Annotated in this window: 20 protein-coding genes and 1 tRNA gene; 4 read left to right on the forward strand and 17 right to left on the reverse strand. The window is 40.8% G+C overall.

From position 1 onward, the window contains the following. Window positions 1–49 precede the first annotated feature (49 nt). From QPX86_RS13315 to rnm, 17 genes are all read right to left on the reverse strand, one after another. Window positions 50–709: a potassium channel family protein gene (locus QPX86_RS13315; RefSeq protein WP_220754899.1), complete on the reverse strand. Its 660-nt coding sequence runs from the start codon at window positions 707–709 to the stop codon at window positions 50–52. A 6-nt stretch (window positions 710–715) separates the two neighbouring features. Next, complete coding sequence (locus QPX86_RS13320) at window positions 716–1,834, reverse strand: AI-2E family transporter (protein WP_220754900.1); 1,119 nt, start codon at window positions 1,832–1,834, stop codon at window positions 716–718. Window positions 1,835–2,125: 291 nt separating this feature from the next. Continuing rightward, window positions 2,126–3,148 carry an AraC family transcriptional regulator gene (locus QPX86_RS13325; protein WP_285162978.1) on the reverse strand — a complete coding sequence of 341 codons (1,023 nt, stop codon included), beginning with the start codon at window positions 3,146–3,148 and terminating at the stop codon, window positions 2,126–2,128. Window positions 3,149–3,202: 54 nt separating this feature from the next. Beyond that, window positions 3,203–4,252 carry a DUF2955 domain-containing protein gene (locus tag QPX86_RS13330; RefSeq protein ID WP_220754902.1) on the reverse strand — a complete coding sequence of 350 codons (1,050 nt, stop codon included), beginning with the start codon at window positions 4,250–4,252 and terminating at the stop codon, window positions 3,203–3,205. Then, window positions 4,242–5,414: an HlyD family secretion protein gene (locus tag QPX86_RS13335; RefSeq protein ID WP_220754903.1), complete on the reverse strand. Its 1,173-nt coding sequence runs from the start codon at window positions 5,412–5,414 to the stop codon at window positions 4,242–4,244. The genes QPX86_RS13330 and QPX86_RS13335 overlap by 11 nt, the downstream gene beginning before the upstream one ends. A 342-nt stretch (window positions 5,415–5,756) precedes the next feature. After that, window positions 5,757–6,155, reverse strand: a complete 399-nt coding sequence (locus QPX86_RS13340; protein ID WP_285162979.1) for an ACT domain-containing protein — start codon at window positions 6,153–6,155, stop codon at window positions 5,757–5,759. 78 nt (window positions 6,156–6,233) lie between these two features. Continuing rightward, a complete protein-coding gene (locus QPX86_RS13345) occupies window positions 6,234–6,755 on the reverse strand; it encodes a nuclear transport factor 2 family protein (RefSeq protein WP_220754905.1) in 522 nt (173 codons plus the stop codon). Between the two features lie 178 nt (window positions 6,756–6,933). Continuing rightward, a complete protein-coding gene (locus QPX86_RS13350) occupies window positions 6,934–7,398 on the reverse strand; it encodes a GNAT family N-acetyltransferase (RefSeq protein ID WP_220754906.1) in 465 nt (154 codons plus the stop codon). A gap of 191 nt (window positions 7,399–7,589) precedes the next feature. Further along, the gene (locus QPX86_RS13355; RefSeq protein WP_285162980.1) at window positions 7,590–7,874 is read right to left on the reverse strand and encodes a hypothetical protein; all 285 of its coding nucleotides are present in this window, start codon (window positions 7,872–7,874) and stop codon (window positions 7,590–7,592) included. 89 nt (window positions 7,875–7,963) lie between these two features. Further along, a complete protein-coding gene (locus QPX86_RS13360) occupies window positions 7,964–8,980 on the reverse strand; it encodes an acyltransferase family protein (protein ID WP_285162981.1) in 1,017 nt (338 codons plus the stop codon). A gap of 1,839 nt (window positions 8,981–10,819) precedes the next feature. Next, a tRNA-Ser gene (locus QPX86_RS13365) sits at window positions 10,820–10,910 on the reverse strand. A 111-nt stretch (window positions 10,911–11,021) separates the two neighbouring features. After that, window positions 11,022–11,354 (reverse strand): hypothetical protein, encoded by a 333-nt coding sequence (locus QPX86_RS13370; RefSeq protein WP_220754911.1) that lies wholly within the window; start codon window positions 11,352–11,354, stop codon window positions 11,022–11,024. Between the two features lie 334 nt (window positions 11,355–11,688). After that, the gene (gene rluB / locus QPX86_RS13375) at window positions 11,689–12,561 is read right to left on the reverse strand and encodes a 23S rRNA pseudouridine(2605) synthase RluB (protein WP_285162982.1); all 873 of its coding nucleotides are present in this window, start codon (window positions 12,559–12,561) and stop codon (window positions 11,689–11,691) included. Beyond that, on the reverse strand, window positions 12,562–13,149 hold the full coding sequence (scpB, locus tag QPX86_RS13380) for an SMC-Scp complex subunit ScpB (protein ID WP_220754926.1): 588 nt from the start codon (window positions 13,147–13,149) through the stop codon (window positions 12,562–12,564). 32 nt (window positions 13,150–13,181) lie between these two features. Continuing rightward, complete coding sequence (locus QPX86_RS13385) at window positions 13,182–13,970, reverse strand: segregation and condensation protein A (protein WP_220754913.1); 789 nt, start codon at window positions 13,968–13,970, stop codon at window positions 13,182–13,184. 235 nt (window positions 13,971–14,205) lie between these two features. After that, window positions 14,206–14,826: an L-threonylcarbamoyladenylate synthase gene (locus tag QPX86_RS13390; RefSeq protein ID WP_220754914.1), complete on the reverse strand. Its 621-nt coding sequence runs from the start codon at window positions 14,824–14,826 to the stop codon at window positions 14,206–14,208. After that, the gene (gene rnm / locus QPX86_RS13395) at window positions 14,823–15,683 is read right to left on the reverse strand and encodes an RNase RNM (protein WP_220754915.1); all 861 of its coding nucleotides are present in this window, start codon (window positions 15,681–15,683) and stop codon (window positions 14,823–14,825) included. The genes QPX86_RS13390 and rnm overlap by 4 nt, the downstream gene beginning before the upstream one ends. 478 nt (window positions 15,684–16,161) lie before the next feature. Between rnm and QPX86_RS13400 the strand changes: the two genes are divergently transcribed. Genes QPX86_RS13400 through trpCF form a run of 4 tightly spaced genes read left to right on the forward strand, consistent with a single transcriptional unit; the run spans window position 16,162 to window position 20,853 of the window. Further along, window positions 16,162–17,712: an anthranilate synthase component 1 gene (locus QPX86_RS13400; protein WP_285162983.1), complete on the forward strand. Its 1,551-nt coding sequence runs from the start codon at window positions 16,162–16,164 to the stop codon at window positions 17,710–17,712. 26 nt (window positions 17,713–17,738) lie between these two features. Then, window positions 17,739–18,359 (forward strand): aminodeoxychorismate/anthranilate synthase component II, encoded by a 621-nt coding sequence (locus tag QPX86_RS13405; RefSeq protein WP_285165170.1) that lies wholly within the window; start codon window positions 17,739–17,741, stop codon window positions 18,357–18,359. Next, window positions 18,359–19,396 (forward strand): anthranilate phosphoribosyltransferase, encoded by a 1,038-nt coding sequence (gene trpD, locus QPX86_RS13410; protein ID WP_220754917.1) that lies wholly within the window; start codon window positions 18,359–18,361, stop codon window positions 19,394–19,396. Before QPX86_RS13405 ends, trpD begins: the two co-directional genes overlap by 1 nt. 2 nt (window positions 19,397–19,398) lie before the next feature. Next, entirely contained in the window at window positions 19,399–20,853 is a 1,455-nt protein-coding gene (trpCF, locus tag QPX86_RS13415) for a bifunctional indole-3-glycerol-phosphate synthase TrpC/phosphoribosylanthranilate isomerase TrpF (protein WP_285162984.1), read from the forward strand. Window positions 20,854–20,864 lie beyond the last annotated feature (11 nt).

The following is a 20,864-nucleotide window of genomic DNA, read 5'->3' on the forward strand; positions in this document are numbered from 1 at the left end:
AGTCAATGACTCTACTTCGCGAAAAAGTAGAGTTTAATTAGCCTTTTAGCTAATTTTCAGTTTGTGACATTTTTGCCCCAACTAAACTAGCAACAATAATCGCCATATAAAACTGACCACAAATAGCCTCTGCAAAAGCAAAAAATCTCGCGATGGGCATATTGGGAGAAATCTCACCGTAACCCACTGTGGTTAGCGTGATATAGCTGTAGTAAATTGCAGTAGATAAATTATCAGGCCATTTCTGTACTTCGATACCATTAAAGGCCGCACCGAATATTTCGATTAATAACAAATAGGTGAACGCCCAAATAAGCCCTAAAAGCAAAAATATACAAATAGAGCCAATAATCTGGTTAGTCGAAATTTTGCCAGAAAATAATACTTGTTTCGCAGCGCGTGAGGTTGCTGCAATCAGAAAAGAAAGAATGGTTAATAAGGCAACAATATCCAGATTAAGTAATTCAAATACTGAGCCGATACTGGCAAAAACAAGTGTAGTGAACATCAAGCCAAAGCTTGAACGTATCCAGCGCTTATTTTGACCTAAGCCAATAACCGAAATAGACAAACTCATTACGGTAGTGCCTACCACAATCATTTGCCCAGCATCAAAAAACTGTTCAACTAATGCCGCACTTAACAACACCAATACTAAAGACCCCAGTAAATAACTAAAGTTGTCTTCCTGCGACATCACTTTACCCATCAGACTTTATCCTTCTGTCTTTTCAACTTCAGGTAACACTGAATCGGTATCCACTTCGGCAGTTTCAACAACTAGCCATGCCGAAAATAGTTTGTAGCTTAATGCCAGTACCACGGCGCCGACAAACAACCCAACGATGCCAGACAAAATCATGCCGCCGATTGCACCTAGCAATATCACCAACATAGGAATATCTACGCCACGTCCCATTAGCATAGGCTTTAAGAATGCATCACTGGCACTCACTAAAATGCTCCAAATCATAAAGATAATTGCTGTCGTAGATGATTCCACGCTGAATACATAAGCAATGATAGGTGCCAAGATTAATATTGGCGGTAATTGAATAATGGCTAGAATAAGCACCAATAGCATCCAAATACCTGTACCGGGTACCCCAGCTAACCCTAAGCCAATACCCGCCAAAATAGACTGAATAAATGCGACGCCAATAACTCCTTGCACCACACTTCGAACGGTAGCAACAGCAAGTGCTGAGAACTCTTCACCATGCTTACCCGCAAGCCTTACTGAGACTTTATGGAACATTTGGTTTGAACCTTCAGCTTTACCCATAAACACGCCAGCAATAATGATTGATATTAAAAACTGCAAGACTGTCATACCAAAGCTACCAAATGCACCAGCTGCTTTGGTTGAAAATGTTTTTATTTCATCGGCATAAGTTCTAACCAACTTCTCTAAATCGGACGAAGCTGAAGACCAAACGTTATACAGTTTATCGCCAACTAAAGGGAGTTCAGCAACCGACTCTTTAGGTGCGGGGATCACTAAAGTGCCATCGTGAACTTCAGCGACAAAATCTTGGGTGCCAGATACTATAGCGCCTGAAAATAATACAGTCGGGACAATTAACAAGGCCAATGAAAGTAAGGTGATCAGCAAGCTCGATTTAACCATAGTCAGTTTAAGCTTACGGCTAATGAGTTTTACGACGGGGTATAAAGCTATTGCAATAATACCACCCCATAAAATGGGCATAATGAAAGGTTGAATGATTTTAAAACACCAAATCACCATCGCGAAAATTAACGCTATTTTAATCGCAGCATCCACTGCTGCATGAGTAAACTCCGCAGAGTTCGAAATAGGTTTATCACTCATATAATGTCTGTCCCTGATTTAATGTCATTCCATTTAAAAATAATATTAACAAGCCAAGTTGTCAGTTATGGGTCGCTAACTCTTTTAAACAAAAGTAATTTTGATACGTTTATTAATAAAAATATAGCGCAACTTTGCCAATAAAACACCCGCTACAACATAAAAACATTTCATTAATCAATGAAATATCAATTAAAGAACATTTAAAACTGTTAACCAACGATTTTACAATATAAAACTGAGACTTAAGACAGAGGCAATAGCGTATTTACTGCAAATGTTGTATCAAATTCATTTTGGTTGGTTATTTTGACGAAACACTCGAGGTGAGAAACCAGACATGCGCTTAAATGCTCTGGAGAAATGCGCAACATCAGCATAACCCAAGGAAGCTGATATCTGAGTAACAGCAATATCCTTGTTTAACAAAAGAGTCTTAGCTTGCTGAAAGAAAATTCCTTCTACCATTTGGCTGTAACTCACCCCTTCTTCAGAAAGCCTACGCTGCAATGTACGTACACTTAACCCTAAAAGATCTGCTGCAGCGGTTATAGGTAATCGTCCTGAAGACATATAAGGTAATAATGCAAACTGAAGGCTGGCAATAAAACCTTTAGGGCTTTCTACTATGGTTTTTAATGTGGAATCCCACCCCTCTTTAAGCTTTACAGGACCATCTAAAACCGCATCAGAGATACTTAATGCAGTCACATTACGTGCGTAAAACACTTGTGACTCATTAAGCTTTAACACGTTTAAGTAATGCGCTTCGTTTGAAGACTGCAGGGCAATATCAATTGGTTGCCAATGGGTTTGTGTCACAGCTCGAACTAACTCAACCATCATGGTTAAAGCAAATTGCTCAGAAAGGTCAATTTCAATGGGGTCTTCTTTTTGACGAAAACGAGCAAACCACACCTTTTTTAAGGCCGTTTTCAAATGTACTTGGGTTTGTTTAGACTCAAGGTTTACCACATGAGTAAAGTCAATCAATGCTTGTCTTACTGTGCCTTTTAAGGAGATTTTAGCTAAGTGTTGAGGAATGAATATTGATCTAGCGACTTGATATAACCACTCAGAAAAGCGTTGCCTACCCAGCTTTTCAGCCATTAACTTTAATAAATTTAATACCGCTTGTTCTGAAACGTAATCATACTCATTTGTCAGCAGACTCTCGGGTAAACCTGCTTGCTCAATAAGCGGATAAACATTGTTCTCAAAGTCTTTAAGTCTAGCGACAAACGGAGCTATGTATTCGGCACGCAAAAGTGGAATAAAAGCGCTTTGTTCTTTTTCAAAAACTTGTGATGGCATTTATTTCACCTCAAACTAACGGTCAACGAATCAAAAAACTAAATAGCCAAATCATTACATGGCAGTTCTTTTCTGTAAAAACTTCCAATTACGTGTCTCAAGAAAGAACGATGCTACTACCATGTATACTCCCACAAGAAATAATTGCGCAATTCGAATATAAAAATTGGTAGCCACATCAGCATCAGTTGAAGATGCTGTCGAGCCGACAACCACCAATAGCGCTGAAAATATTCCCGCAAAGATAGGCGCTTTTTCAGGGTTAGCATAAATTTTTTGGCTAAATAATAATGCACAGATCATTGCTAAACCCACGTAAAAAGTGAGCTCAGGGACAATCACTAATAAATTGTAAAAAACCACCGCCATTGCACCACCGATGCCATTAGTGATCAGCAAAAACAAGCTCACTTTTACACTCTTACTTCCCGCAGATTGTAACGACAAAATGGCGATAAAAATCATCGTCAATAGCGCACCAGTAATCTCAAATAAGTAGAAAAAAGTAATCACAGGAAAGGCAATAATCAATGCACGAACAGACTCATAAAGGCGCTCATCAGAGGTCAACCCTGCTGCGACATGGGTTTCTCGGTTAGGAGATAGATCAGGCAATAAAATATGCAATAAGGTAAAAATGACGACAGCTACAACACCTGAGAAGCTTAATCCCACCCCAACAAAAATAGCAGCACCCGGATGAAGTATGCCTAAATAGGGTAATACTAAGGTTGCTACAATCAAAATAGTGGCAAAGAAATTCCATTTAGGATTTGAAAAAAGGTAGTAAGCCCAGAGCATCAGCAGCGCAAGAAGTGGCAACAACACCATCGGATATTGCACAGGGCCAAAGCTTACCAGCCATGCAATTGCAATCGTCGCCACCATTGATAACAGCAACTCATAAACAGTTTGAATAGTCGGCTCGGTTCTATCGACTAAAAACTTAGCCACGAACACCGGAACAATAAACGCTAATTGCCAAGCAAATATCGCTGAAACTGCCACGGCCAGCCCGATACCTAGAGTAAAACGAATAACCCGACGGGTATAAATCGCTTCCTCAAGTTCGGGGGCTATGGCAACAGTTTGCTTATCTGACATAAGAGAACCAGCTTACTAAGCGAATCCAGAACTTACCAAATAAGTTCATAACTGAGCTCTCTTTGGTATAAACCATTACGTCAGCTTGGCCGCCTACTCGGCGCAAACCTTTCGCTTCATCTTCATCAAATACAATGGTCACAGGGAAACGTTGAGACTGCCTTAACCATCCTGTTTGACCAGTTGTTTGTGCAAGTTTGCCTGTTTGCTCGTTTTGGCCCCAGTCAACACCATAGTCGATGTAAGCGACTTTACCGGTAAATACCTTGCCAGGAGCATAATCCAACGCAAACTCCACTTTATCGCCAGGCTTCATGTTACCAATGCTGTTCTCTCTAAAGTTTGCTTCAATCCACACATCTTCAGACGAAATAAACGTCATAACAGGTTGCCCTGCATTAGCGTAAAACCCCTCTTTTAAACGAAAATTAGAGGCTACACCGTCAGTTGGTGCTTTAATTTCAGTTCTCGCCAAATTAAGCTCTGCTTGTTCAAGTGCTAATAATGCAGATTTAACGGCAGTGTTATTTTCACCTTCTGAACCTAAACGTTCCTCTGCTTTGGCTAAGTCAGCATTTGCCGCCGCAACACCGGCTTCTGCACTGGCTAATTCTGCGCGGGCATTATCCGCATCAGCCTGCGACATCACATTTTGCTCAACCATTGTAAAAATACGTTTTGATTGCACTTTAGCGTTGGTGTAGTTAGCTTCAGCATTAGCAACTTTAGCTTTTGCAGCGGTCACATTAGCTGTTAATGCTCCCATATTCTGCCCTGCTTGAGTCACATTTTGCTGTGCAGTAAACAGTGCTATTTCATAATCTTTTGGATTAATCCGTGCCAGTACTTCACCTTCTCGAATTAATGTATTCGCAGAGGCAGTAATCTCAATCACTTCACCAGAAACCTGAGGAGTAATTGGCACCACAAAACCACGTATACGACCTAAATCTGTAGAAGGAATATATCTGTCAGCAATAAGGTGAAAAACAAATAAAAAACACACCACGATTAAAATGATATTGGTGACTTTACGAATTTTTTGATTCTTTGCTTTATCTGCTGGGGTATCAGCAGTAGAAGCTTGTTCGACTTGGGCTTGAGCCTCTTCAGTTTGAGCAACAACCTCAGTTGAAGAAACTTCTTTATTCTTATCAGTCATAACCTTCCCTTGAATCGACGCTATATTTGAGCTGCTAAATTGAGTTGTTAACCCATTAGAATGTTAACAGTTAATTAGAGACTTGTTAGTGTAATTGCAGTATAGAATTAATTCGATATAGAACTCAAATATAACTATTAAATTAGTTAGTTATATTGGCTATCGGCGCTGAGTAGCTAAATTGACTAGAGAATAAGTGAGTTACATGAATCTTGGAGCGAAAGCTTGATAGAAATAAATGACATTTAACTCACTTCTTTGCAATGACTTTGAAAGGCTTTAGAAATACTATATGCAATGACCTTTGCAAAAAACTAAACAGCATCGTTTTAAACCTCCAATTCAATTAACAGAAAACTCCTTTAGCGCAGTCATGGCAAGTGCGGCTTTATCGGCCGGCACAAAGATATGGTCATGATAATATGCAGCAATAACATTGGCACTGATACCGTAATCTGTTAGTTTTTGAGCGATAGCCGCAGTTAATCCCACCGCCTCTAAACTAGAGTGAACCGTTAACGTAATTTGCTTAAAACGTCCCTCAAACGGTAAGTAGGCTTGAATAGCTGCCTCTGAAGATAACACTAATGTTAACCCTTCTTGCTCCTGAAATAGGCACAAGGGATCTAAATGGGCATATTCAGCAATTCGCCCTTTTACATGGCAAAATACAAACTCACCAGTATGTAACTCTGGCGACATATTAGCTAATAATTGATTTAAATCTGTTATGCCTGTCATTTTCAATCCTTGGGGCTTTATTTCATACTTTATTTAACGCTTTAATTATTACTTTACTTAACTCATTTATTTAATCTTTTATTGAGAGTAATGCCTAATCACAGACACCTTGCCATCGTCTATTTCAAGCACTTCAAACGCTGAGTTATCATGAAGAGTTAGTTGACCATTATCAGGGTGAGTCCCTTTTGCCACAGTATGGAACTCAATCATTATCACATTATGACCGTAGGCTTGATTAGTGAGTTTGGCTGAATACTCATCGTGTGATGCTAAGTAATAGCTCATTCCTTTACGAAGCGCAGCTTTACCGTCAGGCTGACGGCTATCGTCATCGCTCCAAGGTAAATGCTGGTAACCCACATCATCAGTTAAAAAAGATAAATAATGTTCTAAATCTTCTTTGGTCGCATCAGGTTTCTGTGAACCTTTCCATGCTTCAAAGTACTGCTGAGTAAAGCCTTCATAATCAAACTCAACTTTTGTAGGTTTATCTTCAGCAAGTGCTTTAAACGGTGCTAAAGCAAGGATTAATAGCGCCAACCACACCAGCAGTGATACGCGCAATGTCGAGATATTACTTACAAAATTCCATTTCATCATGTTTCCCTTAATACTATTTACCGTTTAACCGTTACATCTAGTTTCACTAATTTAAGCTTGTAACTTACTGAATAAAATACTGAACTGCAACGGTTGTAAACCACCTAACTAAATTAAGAGAGTTATACTAAGAGAATTAAATATAGAGATAAGTCACAAGGGTATGATGGGGTAATCAAATCGTTTTTTGGTATTCAAATAACCAAAAAGCTTCGTTAATATCAGGTTGAATTTCGCCTACTTTTTTATAGCCGAGCTTTTGATAAAAGTGATGATTACGAAAAGCTTTATAGGGAGTAACAAGCGACCAATTAACGATTTGGGAATAGCGTTTTTCAAGTAGATTTATCGTTTCAGAACCTATTTTCTTATCCTGAAACTCAGGTGCAATAAAGAAGTACTTCACCTCAATTTCAGTCAGGCTTTTCAGCACCACTAAAATGCCACCCGCATTTTGACTTCCATATTTAATAATATAATAGTGACCAGACTCAATACTTTGCTGATGCCAAGGCGTGGATTCAATATGAGGAGGGAAACTTCCATACTGCTCAAAATCAGCTTGAAAGGCTTTAACGGCAAGCGACTTTAACAGCGCAGCTTGTTCAGTTTTGGCTAAAACTAATCGGGTTAGTATCATAATTAGCTTTTATTACTCGCATTACTAGTTGTAGTGATAACTCATCAAAACGCCAACAGATTAAAAGATAATCGCAAAAAGATTAAATGCTAAATAAGTTACGTTTACAAGTGAATTTCTAACTCTTTCTTAGACAGGAATGAGATTGTAACGCCCTAATAATGAGCAAATTAGCTTGTTATAAGCGCTTATTATCCACCACTAGTTCCAGAGTCACCACCTGTTGAATCATGACCAATATCAGAGTCAGCAATCCACATTTGATCTTTGGTGGCAGAATTAAACCAAAAAAACACTTTAGTTCGGTAAGTAACTAAAAGATAAAACAATGCTGTAAGAATTGGAACAATTATAAAGATAACTGAAAACTTAAAACGCTCTTTGCCATTATGCTTCTTATTTTTGTATACAGCTATTATCCCTATGAGCGAAAAGATAGGCCAGAGAACTAAAAAGGCAATTTGCTCAAGAGTCATGTTTAGGCCTTATAATGCCTCGTTAAGAAGCAAATAATATGTTGGCTAAAATTAGCGACGAAGGGGCAAAAGCCAACTGTTTTTGCCCTTTAAAACGACTTGTTAGATGCTATGTTACGTATGAACCTAGCAACGGGCTTTTCAAAATATTTAAATGATACAAATGCTACTGAAACAGTTAGAACGAAAGATAATAATAATTTCAATTCAACACTTAAATTGAGCTTGTTTACAAAAATAATAATTGGCATGTGAAGCAAATATAATGAATAAGATACTTTTCCCAAGAAGTCACCGAACCTGTTAGCTAATAGTACATTATTATCAGGAACTAAAAATACAATACAAAAAAATACGGAACTCATTACAAGTAATACTTCATAGCTTAACCACATTCTTGTCTTAGCATCAGACGTAACAGATGAGAGCTCTGGATACATAGCAGGTATTAAGAGTAACACGAAAATAAAGTAATGTTTTTTAAGGTATTTCGGCACCTCAAAAGACTTATAATGCATTCCAAAAATAACCCCAATAAAAAAATAAGGTAAACTTCTTAACGTATTAAATAAGTTGTAACGAACTCCGTTTATGTCTCCATATACTCGTGGAAAGTTTGCGAAAAATAGCAGGAGCATAACCGCTAATATTGAAAGGTAAATATAGCCTCTCCTATTCTTTGAAAATGACCAAAAAATCAGGAATACGAAGTAAAATTGTATTTCAGGGGGGATTGACCAAAGTACACTGTCACCATATAAAAATAGTAGATGACTAATCAGTGCATTCGTATCTGGAATGTTATAAAGACTATCATTGCCGATTAAGGACAAAACATAAGAGCTAAGTACAATAACCAAGAATAATGGAACGACTCTTGCGATTCGAGCTAATAAGTAGCGCTTGATATTAACGTTGCTGAATTTTTGGGTCAGGTATAAGTGAGACATTAAAAAACCACTCAGCAAGAAAAACAGCATTACACCGTACGCTCCAGAGCCTCCGCCTAACATTCCATTAAGCCAATTTGTAATATCGCTAAAATGAGTAATAAACACAATTAATGCAGCCAACCCACGCAATGTGTTTAATTTTCTAATCTCCAACTAAAACCCCGGACTTGAATAATGCAGGCATCTAACGCCCCTCTAATAAGTGAGCCATGTGCTGGCGGGCGATTTGCACAGCAAATGGCATGACAGCCTTGGTGAATCTTAATTCAGAGGCTTGTTATATTTCGTCCAATAAATCCACACTCCAAAAAGAAAAACAATGTTCAATATAAGCTTAAATATTCCCAAAAATACTGTCGTTCTAGTTTGTACAAGATCCTGATATTTGGGCAATTCGCTATTCAACCTATTGACTGCTAGTGTCACTGTTTGAGTGTCTCCTTGTCGACTAGCAATTGTAATCGCTTTGGCATACGTTTCTATTTTTTTTGACGATTTTTCTAGTGTCTGTTCAATGCTTGTATTACCACTATTAGTATTCCACCAAGGTAAATACTCGAAAGCTAGCCCACCGATGCTTAGCAGCGAGATAATAAAAATAGTAATAAACGGTACTTTTAGGCTCATCGGTAGACTCTAGAAATCTAACAGCATAATAGCGAGAATTCCGATAAACACCCTTGGGCATCTTACCGATCTCCAATCACTTCCAGCTTTATTTGTTAATATTTTTAATAACTTAACAGTAAGATTTCTGTGAGGCAATAATCATTTTTACGGTGAAAACGAGAATGTAGATAATCGAGAATTTTTTGGGGTCGTTATGTAAACTTTCTCACAAATAAAATACTGACCTTTCAATAATATAAGTCTATTCGTTTGGTAAAACCAAGAATTTTGCTTTTACATAACGAGAAGCAAATACTGTCAATTGTTGCATTTTAATTATAACTGTATAAATACACAGCTATACGTGATATTTAATTAAAGAGAATGCTGACTTTAGATGACTAGTTAAACAGGTGCAGTGGCTAACAAGCTTCGGGGCATAAACGTGTTATAACCACTAACTTTTCACTTCATTTATATTGGGTTTGTTAAAGAAGATCACTACATTGCCTGCCGCTGGGATGTACAGGACGAACGAAATGTCGCGATCACATGGTCAATGATGTTCCATACATCATAAAGACATTTACCATATCCCTATGGTTCAGATGTGAAAGAGCGACCTTAATGTGCAGATACAACTGCGAGACGCTGGCTCTTGATTTAAAAGTAAGCATCCATGTAAGCTCTGCCAAAACATCTATGTTTTGGAAGCTCGCTGCTGCATCTACACTGGGATTATTACTTCTTCGATTTAGCTTCATTTGTGTATCCAGTAGGCTTGAGAACATCAAGAGAATCAAGTGAATCCTGACATGGATGTCAGGCTAGTTTTCGAGGGGAAGGGACTCCCCCGTCGGAAGCGTTAGTGATTTTTGAAGATGTTCGAAGCGGAATACAAACGAAGTTTAAATCTGGATGATTCTCCGTTGGAAATTTTGCTGTTTAAATTTCGCCGGAGCGGCAAGGGATATCGAAAAGGGAAATGCTGTTGTTTCCCTTTCGTCTGGTGTGGGCGAAGCGCCACGACGTTAATCCAAACGAAGTTTGGAAATCCTGTGTGAAATCCATATGTCTAAAACTGATATTAATTAAGTACCACGACGTAGAGTTTTCAAAATAGTAAACATGGAATGGCGCATAAACGAGTTATGAACCCTACATTGACGCGCCACAAACCTGTTAACTCTCTGGCTGAACTAACTCGAATTCCAGAAAGCAAAAAGCCCGCTAATAAATTAGCGGGCTTTTCTAAATATGACTGAGAGATAGAGATTCGAACCCTAAATGGATTGTGCTACAAACCTTTTAAATATCTTTCCAAATATCTCAAATTTTAAAAAGCAAAAAGCCCGCTAATAAATTAGCGGGCTTTTCTAAATATGGCGGAGAGATAGGGATTTGAACCCTAGATGGGCTACAAACCCATGCCGGTTTTCAAGACCGGTGCATTCGACCACTCTGCCATCTCTCCGAACGAGCGAGATAATAGCGATCTCACTCGCTGGTGTAAAGTACAAATTGAAATAAATTATCTATTTGGCTATTTGAGCAGCAATCTAGGCTTTAACGCTTAAAATAAGCACTATTTATCCATTTTAACCGGGGTTAAACCTTTTGCCCTATCATCGACAGCATCATCTAATTCAAAGCCAGCTTGTTTCCAAGTCTCTGCTTCTTCTGGGTTAAACTTCTCTTTTGACCAAGCCGATGCAGAATCCACACTAAAACTTGCTTTACTCCATTGCTGAGATTGTTCAGCATTAAAACCACTCTTACTCCATGTTTGTGCTTTTGCAGCATCAAACCCTATTGCTTTCCAGTCTGCTATTTCCCTTTCAGACATCCCCTTCCATGTCGGCGCCGATGCACAGCCATATAAAAGACAAGCTACTACCATGACGATTAACTTTTTCATTTAATACTCCCTTAACAGTAAGTGTATGTAACTGGCTAAAAAATCATCAAATTAAATATAGTTAGCGATATTCACAGTTTCAAGGAAGCCCTTGATTATATTTATGACCATTTGAGCATATCCATCATTGAGAATGCTTGATTAAGACTGGTCAGCTCTATCTGAGCCTTTAACAAAAGCAAAATTTTAACGCTGGAGCCAAACGATATATCAATAAACGGCGCGCTTTAAGCTGCAAACAATAAACCGCTAGCAAAAAAGATAAGCAATAAAAAAGGCCGCCAATGGCGACCTTAATCGGTAAACACAATTCATTGCACACGGCTATAGCAGTTTAACCTCGTTGACGTGTCGACTTTGGACGCGCAACAGCTGTTTTATGCTTACGTACAGCACGGCGAATTTTAGCGCCTTTAACTTGTGCGCGAGCAACACTGTGCTTATCGGTGCCAAGTAATGTACGTGTTTCTGGCTCTAAACCGGCTAACTGACGCAAGTAGTTAACTTGTTCCATATCAAGCTCAGTCCAGCCACCACGCGGTAATGCTTTAGGTAATTCAACCATACCGTAGCGAACACGAATAAGACGGCTTACTTGTACTTCTTGTGATTCCCATAAGCGACGAACCTCACGGTTACGTCCTTCTTTAAGCGTGACATGCCACCACTTATTTAAACCTTCACCACCAGCAGGTTTGATAGTATCAAAACTTGCAGGGCCATCTTCAAGGGTTACGCCTTTACGCAAACGCTGAACAGCGGACTCTGGCACTTCACCGAAAGTACGTACCGCATATTCGCGGTCGACTTCATTTGAAGGGTGCATTAAACGGTTAGCAAGCTCACCGTCTGATGTGAATAATAATAGACCCGAAGTATTGATATCCAAACGTCCAACCGCTACCCAACGTGAATCACGTATTTTTGGTAAACGTTCGAACACAGTGGTTCTGCCTTCTGGATCTTTACGACTACAAATTTCACCTTCTGGCTTATGGTAAGCCAATACGCGACAAATGATGTCTTCTTCAGTTTTGATAACGATGGCACGGCCATCGATGCGTATTTTGGCATCCGCTTCAACGCGATCACCTAAACTGGCAATTTCTCCGTCTACACTAATACGGCCTGCAGCAATCCATGCCTCCATCTCACGACGGGAGCCATGGCCTGCACGGGCCAAGACTTTCTGCAATTTTTCGCTCATCTAGTTCGACTCTTCTGTTTGTTGTGGTGCCAATGATACTTTCTCAAATAGCACCTGCAATGACTCTTCATCACTAAGCGAAGGCAAATCCGCTAAGGTTTTCAAGCCAAAATAGGATAAAAACTCTGTGGTCGTAGCATAGAGTGCTGGTCGCCCTGGCACTTCTTTATGACCGACGGTTTTTACCCAATGTCTATCAGCTAAACTCTTTATTATGTGGCTGCTGACGGCCACACCTCTTACATGTTCAATATCACCGCGCGTTACTGGTTGCTGATAAGCAATCACCGCTAAGGTTTCTAACGTCGCCCGTGAATATTTAGGGGATTTTTCTTGCCACAAAGGTTGTAAAAATTCACTTAACAACTCTTGGGTTTGAAAGCGATAACCACTAGCCACTTCAACCAGTTGTACCCCACGCTCTTGATAATCTTGTTGTAACTCATCTAAGCAAGCTTTAATCCTTGCTCGAGACACATCAAACTTCACTAAAACAGTGTCTTTAATCATTTTGATACTGAGTGGTTTTCCCATTACAAATAAACTGGCTTCGATTAATTGTTTTAATTGAATGTCGTTTATTTGCATGATGTCCTTTCTCATATCTTGTGCCGTATCGATTAAAACGCTTTCACGTAAATCGGTGCTAACGGCTCATTTTGAACCAAATCAACTAATAGCTCTTTCACTAATTCCATCAAGGCTAAAAAGCTCACTACCACACCCGCTTTGCCCTCACTAACATCAAATAAATCAGTAAAAGGGATAAAATGCTCAGTCGACAGTTTTGCTAAAATCTGACTCATCCGCTCGCGGGTTGATAACAACTCACGCTTCACATGATGATGTTCGTTCGCATCAATTCGTTTTAATACCTCAGAAAACGCCTGAGCAATATCAACTAATGATACTTCAGGAGGCATGATAACCGGCTTAATGTTTGGTGCGGCTTTAGCTTGTGCTAAATATACATCGCGCTCCAATCGTGGCAGCCCATCTAAATCGGCTGCAGCCTGCTTTATCACTTCATAGGCTTTTAACTGGCGAATTAACACCACGCGAGGATCTTCTTCCTCTTCATCTGCAGTCACTATTTTAGGTAACAACAGTCGAGATTTAATTTCTGCAAGTGTCGCTGCCATGACTAAATAATCAGCAGCAAGCTCAATTCGCGCTTCAGTTAAAATATCAATATAGACTAAATACTGAGTGGTAATTTTTTCAATTGGCAAGTCAACAACATCCAGTTTTTGCTTGCGAATTAAATATAATAATAAATCTAACGGCCCTTCAAATGTCTCTAAAAACACTTCAAGCGCTTCTGGCGGAATAAACAAATCGGTCGGCATTGCATCAACGGCTTCACCGCGAACAATCGCTAGGGGTAAACTTTTTTGGATACCCTGCATTGGTTTATTCCTTAATTTAATGACTTAATATCAGTTGGTTAAAACAAGTAGCAACACATAACAAATGGTAAACTGATTTGCCTTACACTTTGGCTAATACGTCAAAACTATAGCTAGAAATTACCGAACGCGCGATTATACGCACTATTGCTTAGGGTTGAAACAACTATCCCACAAACTTGCAGGCCAAAAGTTATACTGCGCCCCAAACTGCCCTTTAATTTGCTCAAAAAACTTATTCAAACGGGCTGATATCACCTGCGCCTTCACGCACAATAACCATGTCGCCATCGGACATATCAATCACTGTGGTTTGGTTTTCAGCTAGGTAACCACCATGAATAATAGCATCAACACTGTGCTCTAAAATATCTCGAATATGCTCAGGATCAGACTCAGCAAACTCTTCATCTGGCATCACTAAACTGGTCGACATAATCGGCGCTTCTAAGGCTTCTAACAGCGCTAACGCAATCAAGTTATCAGGCACGCGAATACCAATGGTTTTCTTCTTATCGCACTGTAATCTACGTGGCACTTCTTTGCTGGCTTTAAAAATAAAAGTGTAAGGGCCAGGGGTGCAGCTTTTCAGTAAACGGAAGGCTTGATTATCAACGCGGGCAAAGTTCGCCAGCTCAGACAAGTCACGGCACATCAGTGAAAAGTTATTATCATTTTCGATTTTACGAATACGCACCATACGGGTCATGGCATCTTTTTCGCCAATCATACAACCTAATGCATAACCTGAGTCAGTAGGATAAACAATCACCCCACCCTGCTTTAAAATGTTTACCGCTTGGCTAATTAATCTTGCTTGCGGGTTTTCGTCATGTATATAAAAGAATTGGCTCATGTTCGCTCCGTCCAAGATTCTGATTGCCAAACCCACTGTACACCAGCAGGTTGGAATAAATTTTTGCCTAACTCAATCCAATTACTCGGGAAATGAAAATCACTGCCAATGGAACCCTTTAAGTTATTCATATGGCTTAAAGCGACTAAGTTAGCGCGATCATCAATACTTTGTTGGCCTAGCACGACTTCCATCGCATCACCGCCCGCTTCTTTGTATTCTCGCACCAAACGCTTTAACCATTTAGCCGACAATTTATAACCGCTTGGGTGCGCTAAAACAGCCACGCCGCCAGTTTGATGAATAATGTCGATAGCTGTAGCCATGTCACTCCAATTATTGGGCACATAACCTGTTTTCCCACGAGCTAAGTAACGCTTGAAGACACTCGGCATATCCTTAGCATAACCGTTTTCAGCTAACCAACGCGCATAATGCCCTCGGCTGATTGCCGCGCCATCGGCGTATTTTTTTGCGCCTTCATAAGCGCCTTCAATACCTGCTTTTGCAAGACGTACTCCAATTTCTTGAGCGCGTTCTTCACGTAACTCACGTTGACGACTTAAAAAATCAAGTAACTCTGGCGCTTGTTTATCCATGTTCAAACCAACAATATGGATATCAAAATTTTGCCAACGAGTTGAAATTTCAACACCGTCGATTAATTTAAGCGGCTTTTCATGTTGTTGATTAAATTGATGTGCTTCTGCAAGACCTGCCACGGTATCGTGATCAGTAATAGCTAGCATTTCAACGCCCTTTTCAATGGCGCGTTCAACAAGTTCAGAAGGAGTAAGTACGCCGTCAGATGCGGTCGTATGGCTGTGAAGATCGGCCAAGAGAGAGTCTGTTATCATAACGTTATTGTACTTTAATCTTTGTTGAAAAGCTTAACCCTGACGTGATTATTTGCTACATATTCAGCAAATTGATGGCGCTTTCACCTTGATGAGCAAAAAAATACCAAATTTGAGAAATATTCAATTGACTTTAAACCTCAGCTAAGGTCTTCTATAAGGCATACGTTAGCCAAACGCATTTTGCTAACTTTTTTAGATATACAACCTAAACTCAAGAGATTCGATTTAAATGACTAACTTTAACGCACTTAACATCAATTGGTGGTGGCACTTCCCAAATTAACGGGTGGTGTGAAGCGTTGTAGTTATTTAAATAACAACAAGATTTTACTAGAAAGCCCGCAGAGATGTGGGCTTTCTTGCTATTTACGGCTTGCACTCTCCGATAAAACTAACGCAAACCGAGCACGGCACTGGCACCAATAAGAGTATCGAGTATGAAGAATCAACATATTAGAGAGGCGCAATAAGTATTATGGAACATCAGTTCGCCCATGTAGTGACCCAAAAGCAACCGTTAGCGTATCACGCTGATCCATTAAGCCTTTATCAGCATGTGACCGCCAATGCGCCACATACTATGTTGCTAGAATCCGCTGAGATTGAAAGCAAAGATCACTTAAAAAGCATTGTGTTAACCCACGCCGCCATGATGGTTCGCTGTGACGGTTACAAACTGACATTCAGCGCCCTCACCGATAACGGTGCTAGTTTACTTGCACCTATCAGTGACTTCTTCAAAACAAGTGAGCAGCAACAGCAAGACAAGGTATTAGTCATTAACCTTGCTAAAGCCAAGCAGTTACAAGATGAAGATGCGCGTTTAAAATCCACGTCTCCTCTTGATGGTTTAAGAATGTTCGTTCAACACATTCAAACTGATCAAAAAGATGCCTTTGAAGATTTGTTTTTAGGTGGTGTACTGGCGTATGACTTAATCGATACTGTAGAGCCGCTACCAGAAGTGCCTAATGCTGATAACGATTGTCCTGATTACTTATTCTACCTCGCCGAAACACTTATCTTAGTTGACCACCAGCAACAACACGCTGAAATCATCACCCACCAGTTTTCAACTGACGCACAGCTAACTGAGACACTTGCAAAGCGTGCTATTGATGTTAATCAGCAATGCCAAACATTGACGCCAGTTCAACCTTTAGTGACGGTCGATGCTGACACGCACGTTAACATCAGTGACGAAACCTTTAAGCAAACAGTGATTGATTTAAAAGAACACATTGTTGCAGGTGATATTTTCCAAGTTGTACCTTCAAGAAGCTTTAGCCTGCCGTGCCCGAATACCTTAGGGGCTTATCGAGCGCTGCGCCTAACTAATCCAAGCCCGTACATGTTTTACTTTCGCGGCCCTGACTTCACTTTATTTGGCGCCTCTCCTGAAAGCGCACTCAAATATGATGCAGCAAGCAACCAAGTTGAAGTATACCCAATTGCAGGTACACGTCAGCGCGGTAAAACTGCCGAAGGCAGCATTGATTTTGACTTAGATAGCCGTATTGAGCTTGAGCTTCGACTTGATAAAAAAGAGTTGTCTGAACACTTAATGTTGGTTGATTTAGCCCGTAACGATATTGCCCGTATTAGCCAAAGCGGCAGCCGTAAAGTGGCAGAATTGCTCAAAGTTGACCGCTACTCACACGTGATGCATCTCGTTAGCCGTGTTACTGGTCAATTACGTGAAGACTTAGATGCCCTGCATGCTTATCAAGCTTGCATGAACATGGGCACTTTAGTCGGCGCGCCAAAAGTGCGTGCGTCACAGTTGGTTCGAGAAGCCGAGCAAGCTCGCCGTGGCAGTTATGGCGGCGCAGTCGGTTACGTAAATGGTCTAGGCGACATGGATACCTGTATCGTGATTCGCTCAGCCTTTGTTAAAAATGATGTGGCCTTTATTCAAGCAGGCGCTGGAGTGGTATTTGATTCAGACCCACAAGCTGAAGCCGACGAAACCCGTCAAAAAGCCCAAGCGGTGATTTCTGCCATCAAAATGGGAGGTGGATTATAATGACGACTTCTCAGAGCACCAATAACATGAAACTGTATTTATTAGATAACTTTGACTCATTCACCTACAACTTAGTGGATCAATTTCGCAGTTTAGGCTTCGAAGTGCTGATTTACCGTAATAATGTTAGCGCTGATTACTTAGCTGAAAAACTTATCGCAGAATCAGGACAAGCAGCCTTAGTGTTGTCTCCAGGACCAGGCGCACCACATGAAGCTGGTTGCATGATGGAGCTTATCGGCAAAGTCGCGGGCAAAGTGCCCATGCTGGGTATTTGTTTAGGCCATCAAGCCATGGTTGAGTATTACGGTGGTAAAGTTGAACGTGCTCCCTTTGTGGTTCACGGTAAAGCTAGCCCAACTACGCACAACGGCGAAGGTGTGTTTGCAAACCTACCTTCTCCACTACCAGTAGCGCGCTATCACAGCTTAGTGGCTACCTTAGTGCCTGATTGTTTAGACGTGATTGCCACAACCGAAGACATGCCAATGGCGGTGATTCATCCACAAGATAAAGCGGTTGGATTCCAATTTCATCCAGAGTCTATTTTAACCACTTTAGGTAGCACGCTATTAACCCAAACCTTGACTTACCTCACGCACGCTAATGAAAGCAGCCAATCCACTAACCAAAAGGGAGCCTTATAATGTCTCAGCTTCAACCACTATTAGACTCACTTTATCAAGGCAATGCATTAACCCGCAGCCAAAGTGCTGAATTATTTACCGCAATCGTTGAAGGTGAAATGGACCCTATTGCCATGGCTGGCATGTTAGTGGCACTAAAAATGCGCGGCGAAACCATTGAAGAAATCACAGGAGCAGCAGATGCACTTCGTAAAGCCGCTAAACCATTTCCACGCAGCCCTAAATCATTAGCAACAGGTGTGGTAGATATTGTAGGTACAGGCGGTGATGGTCATAACACCATTAATATCTCTACCACAGCATCATTTGTTGCAGCAGCTGCTGGCGCAAAAGTGGCCAAACACGGCAACCGCGGCGTATCGAGTAAATCAGGTGCATCAGATGTGTTATCACACTGCGGTATTGGTTTAACCATGGCGCCAGAAGTAGCTAGTCAGTGTATTGAAGACTTCGGTTTATGCTTTTTATTCGCGCCACATTATCATGCAGGTGTGCGCCACGCAGTGCCTGTAAGACAAGCACTTAAAACCCGTACTATCTTTAACATATTAGGCCCGCTGATTAATCCCGCTAAACCTGAAGCCATGTTACTTGGCGTATATTCACCTAAATTAATTGCGCCAATCGTTAACGTATTAAACGCTTTAGGTGTTAAACGTGCCATGGTCGTATACGGCAGCGGACTCGATGAGGTCGCCCTACATGGCGAAACCCAAGTTGCAGAGCTTAACGACGGCAACATTCGTTTTTATAAGCTAACGCCACAAGAGTTAGGCGTTGAGCCTGCTGAAATTTCAGCCCTTGAAGGCGGTGAGCCAAGTGATAACGCCCTTATTACTCAAGCTATTTTAAAAGGCGAAGGTAAACCTGCCCATCGTGACGCGGTTGCGATTAATGCGGGTTGTGCACTATATGTCAGCGGGGTTTGTGACACTGTACAGCAAGGTACTCAACTTGCCCTTGAAACAATCAATAGCGGCAAAGCCTTTTCGGTATTAACTCAACTGGCTGAAGCAAGCCAGCAAGAGGAAGCATAGTAATGTCTACAGTAATGCCTAACGTTGCTAATAAAACGGCTAAAGAATCAAACGTATTAACTAAAATTGTTGATACCAAAGTAGCGCATATAGCCTCGTTAAAGCTGCGTTATCCAGAATCAAGCTTACAACCCAAAATATCAGACCGCAGTTTATTTGATGCCCTTAAAGCGCCAAATGCGGGTTATATTTTTGAATGTAAAAAAGCCAGCCCATCTAAAGGGCTTATTCGTCCAGTATTTGACGTTGAAGCAATTGCCGATATTTATGGTAAATACGCTGCAGGCATCTCGGTATTAACTGACGAGCAATTCTTCCAAGGCGATATTGATTACATTCCACTAGTACGCGCTCGTGTCAGCCAACCTATTTTATGTAAAGACTTCTTTGTCGATACATATCAAATCAAACTGGCAGCCCATCAAGGTGCTGACGCGGTACTATTAATGCTGTCAGTACTTGATGATGCGCAATACAAGTTATTGGCTGAAGAAGCGGCCAAATACAATTTAGATGCGCTAACCGAAGTCAGTAACCAAGAAGAACTGGAACGCGCCATTGATCTTAATGCGCGTATTGTGGGTATTAACAACCGCAACTTACGTGACTTAAGTACCGATTTAGCCACCACTGAAGCTTTAGCGCCGCAAATTCCAACTGACAGAGTCATTATCAGTGAGTCAGGCATTTATAATAATCAGCAGGTTAAGCGCTTAAATCCGTTAGTAGATGGTTACCTTGTGGGCAGCTCTATCATGGCGCAAGACGATATCGACCTTGCTTGTCGTCAACTGATTTTTGGCAATAACAAAGTCTGCGGGTTAACTCGCCTTGAAGATATTAAAGCAGTAGCTGAAGCTGGCGCAGTTTTTGGAGGATTAATCTTCCACCCAAAATCATCACGAAGTGTCACTGTTGAACAAGCGGCTTCATTAGTCAATCAAAGCGAACGAAATAACATTGCTTTGAACTTTGTCGGCGTATTCGTCAACAAAGCCAATGAAGACATTGTTGCAACCGTAAAAGCAGTCGGTTTGTCAGTAGTGCAATTGCATGGCAGCGAAACCAGTGACGATGTCACTGAGCTTAAACTCTTGCTTGCCGATGCTAAACTTGATTGCCAAATCTGGAAAGCCGTCAGCGTAGACAGCGAGAGCCAAACGTTAGGTGACAAACCAGAAGGTGCAGACCGATTCTTATTTGACAGTAAAACTAACACAGGCTTTGGCGGCACGGGCGAAACCTTCAACTGGCAAGCGTTACTCGAAAATTCTGCGATAACTAACACAGAACGAGAAAACAGCATGCTTGCAGGTGGGCTAACACCTGAAAATGCATTCGAAGCCAACCAGCAAGGTTTTTACGGTTTAGATCTCAACTCAGGCGTTGAATCACAGCCCGGCATTAAAGATGCACACAAGCTTGCCCAAGCATTCACGGCAATCAGAAAGAATTAGACCCGAATTTT

The sequence above is a fragment of the Shewanella goraebulensis genome (assembly GCF_030252245.1).
In the GTDB taxonomy this organism is placed as follows: Bacteria; Pseudomonadota; Gammaproteobacteria; order Enterobacterales; family Shewanellaceae; genus Shewanella; species Shewanella goraebulensis.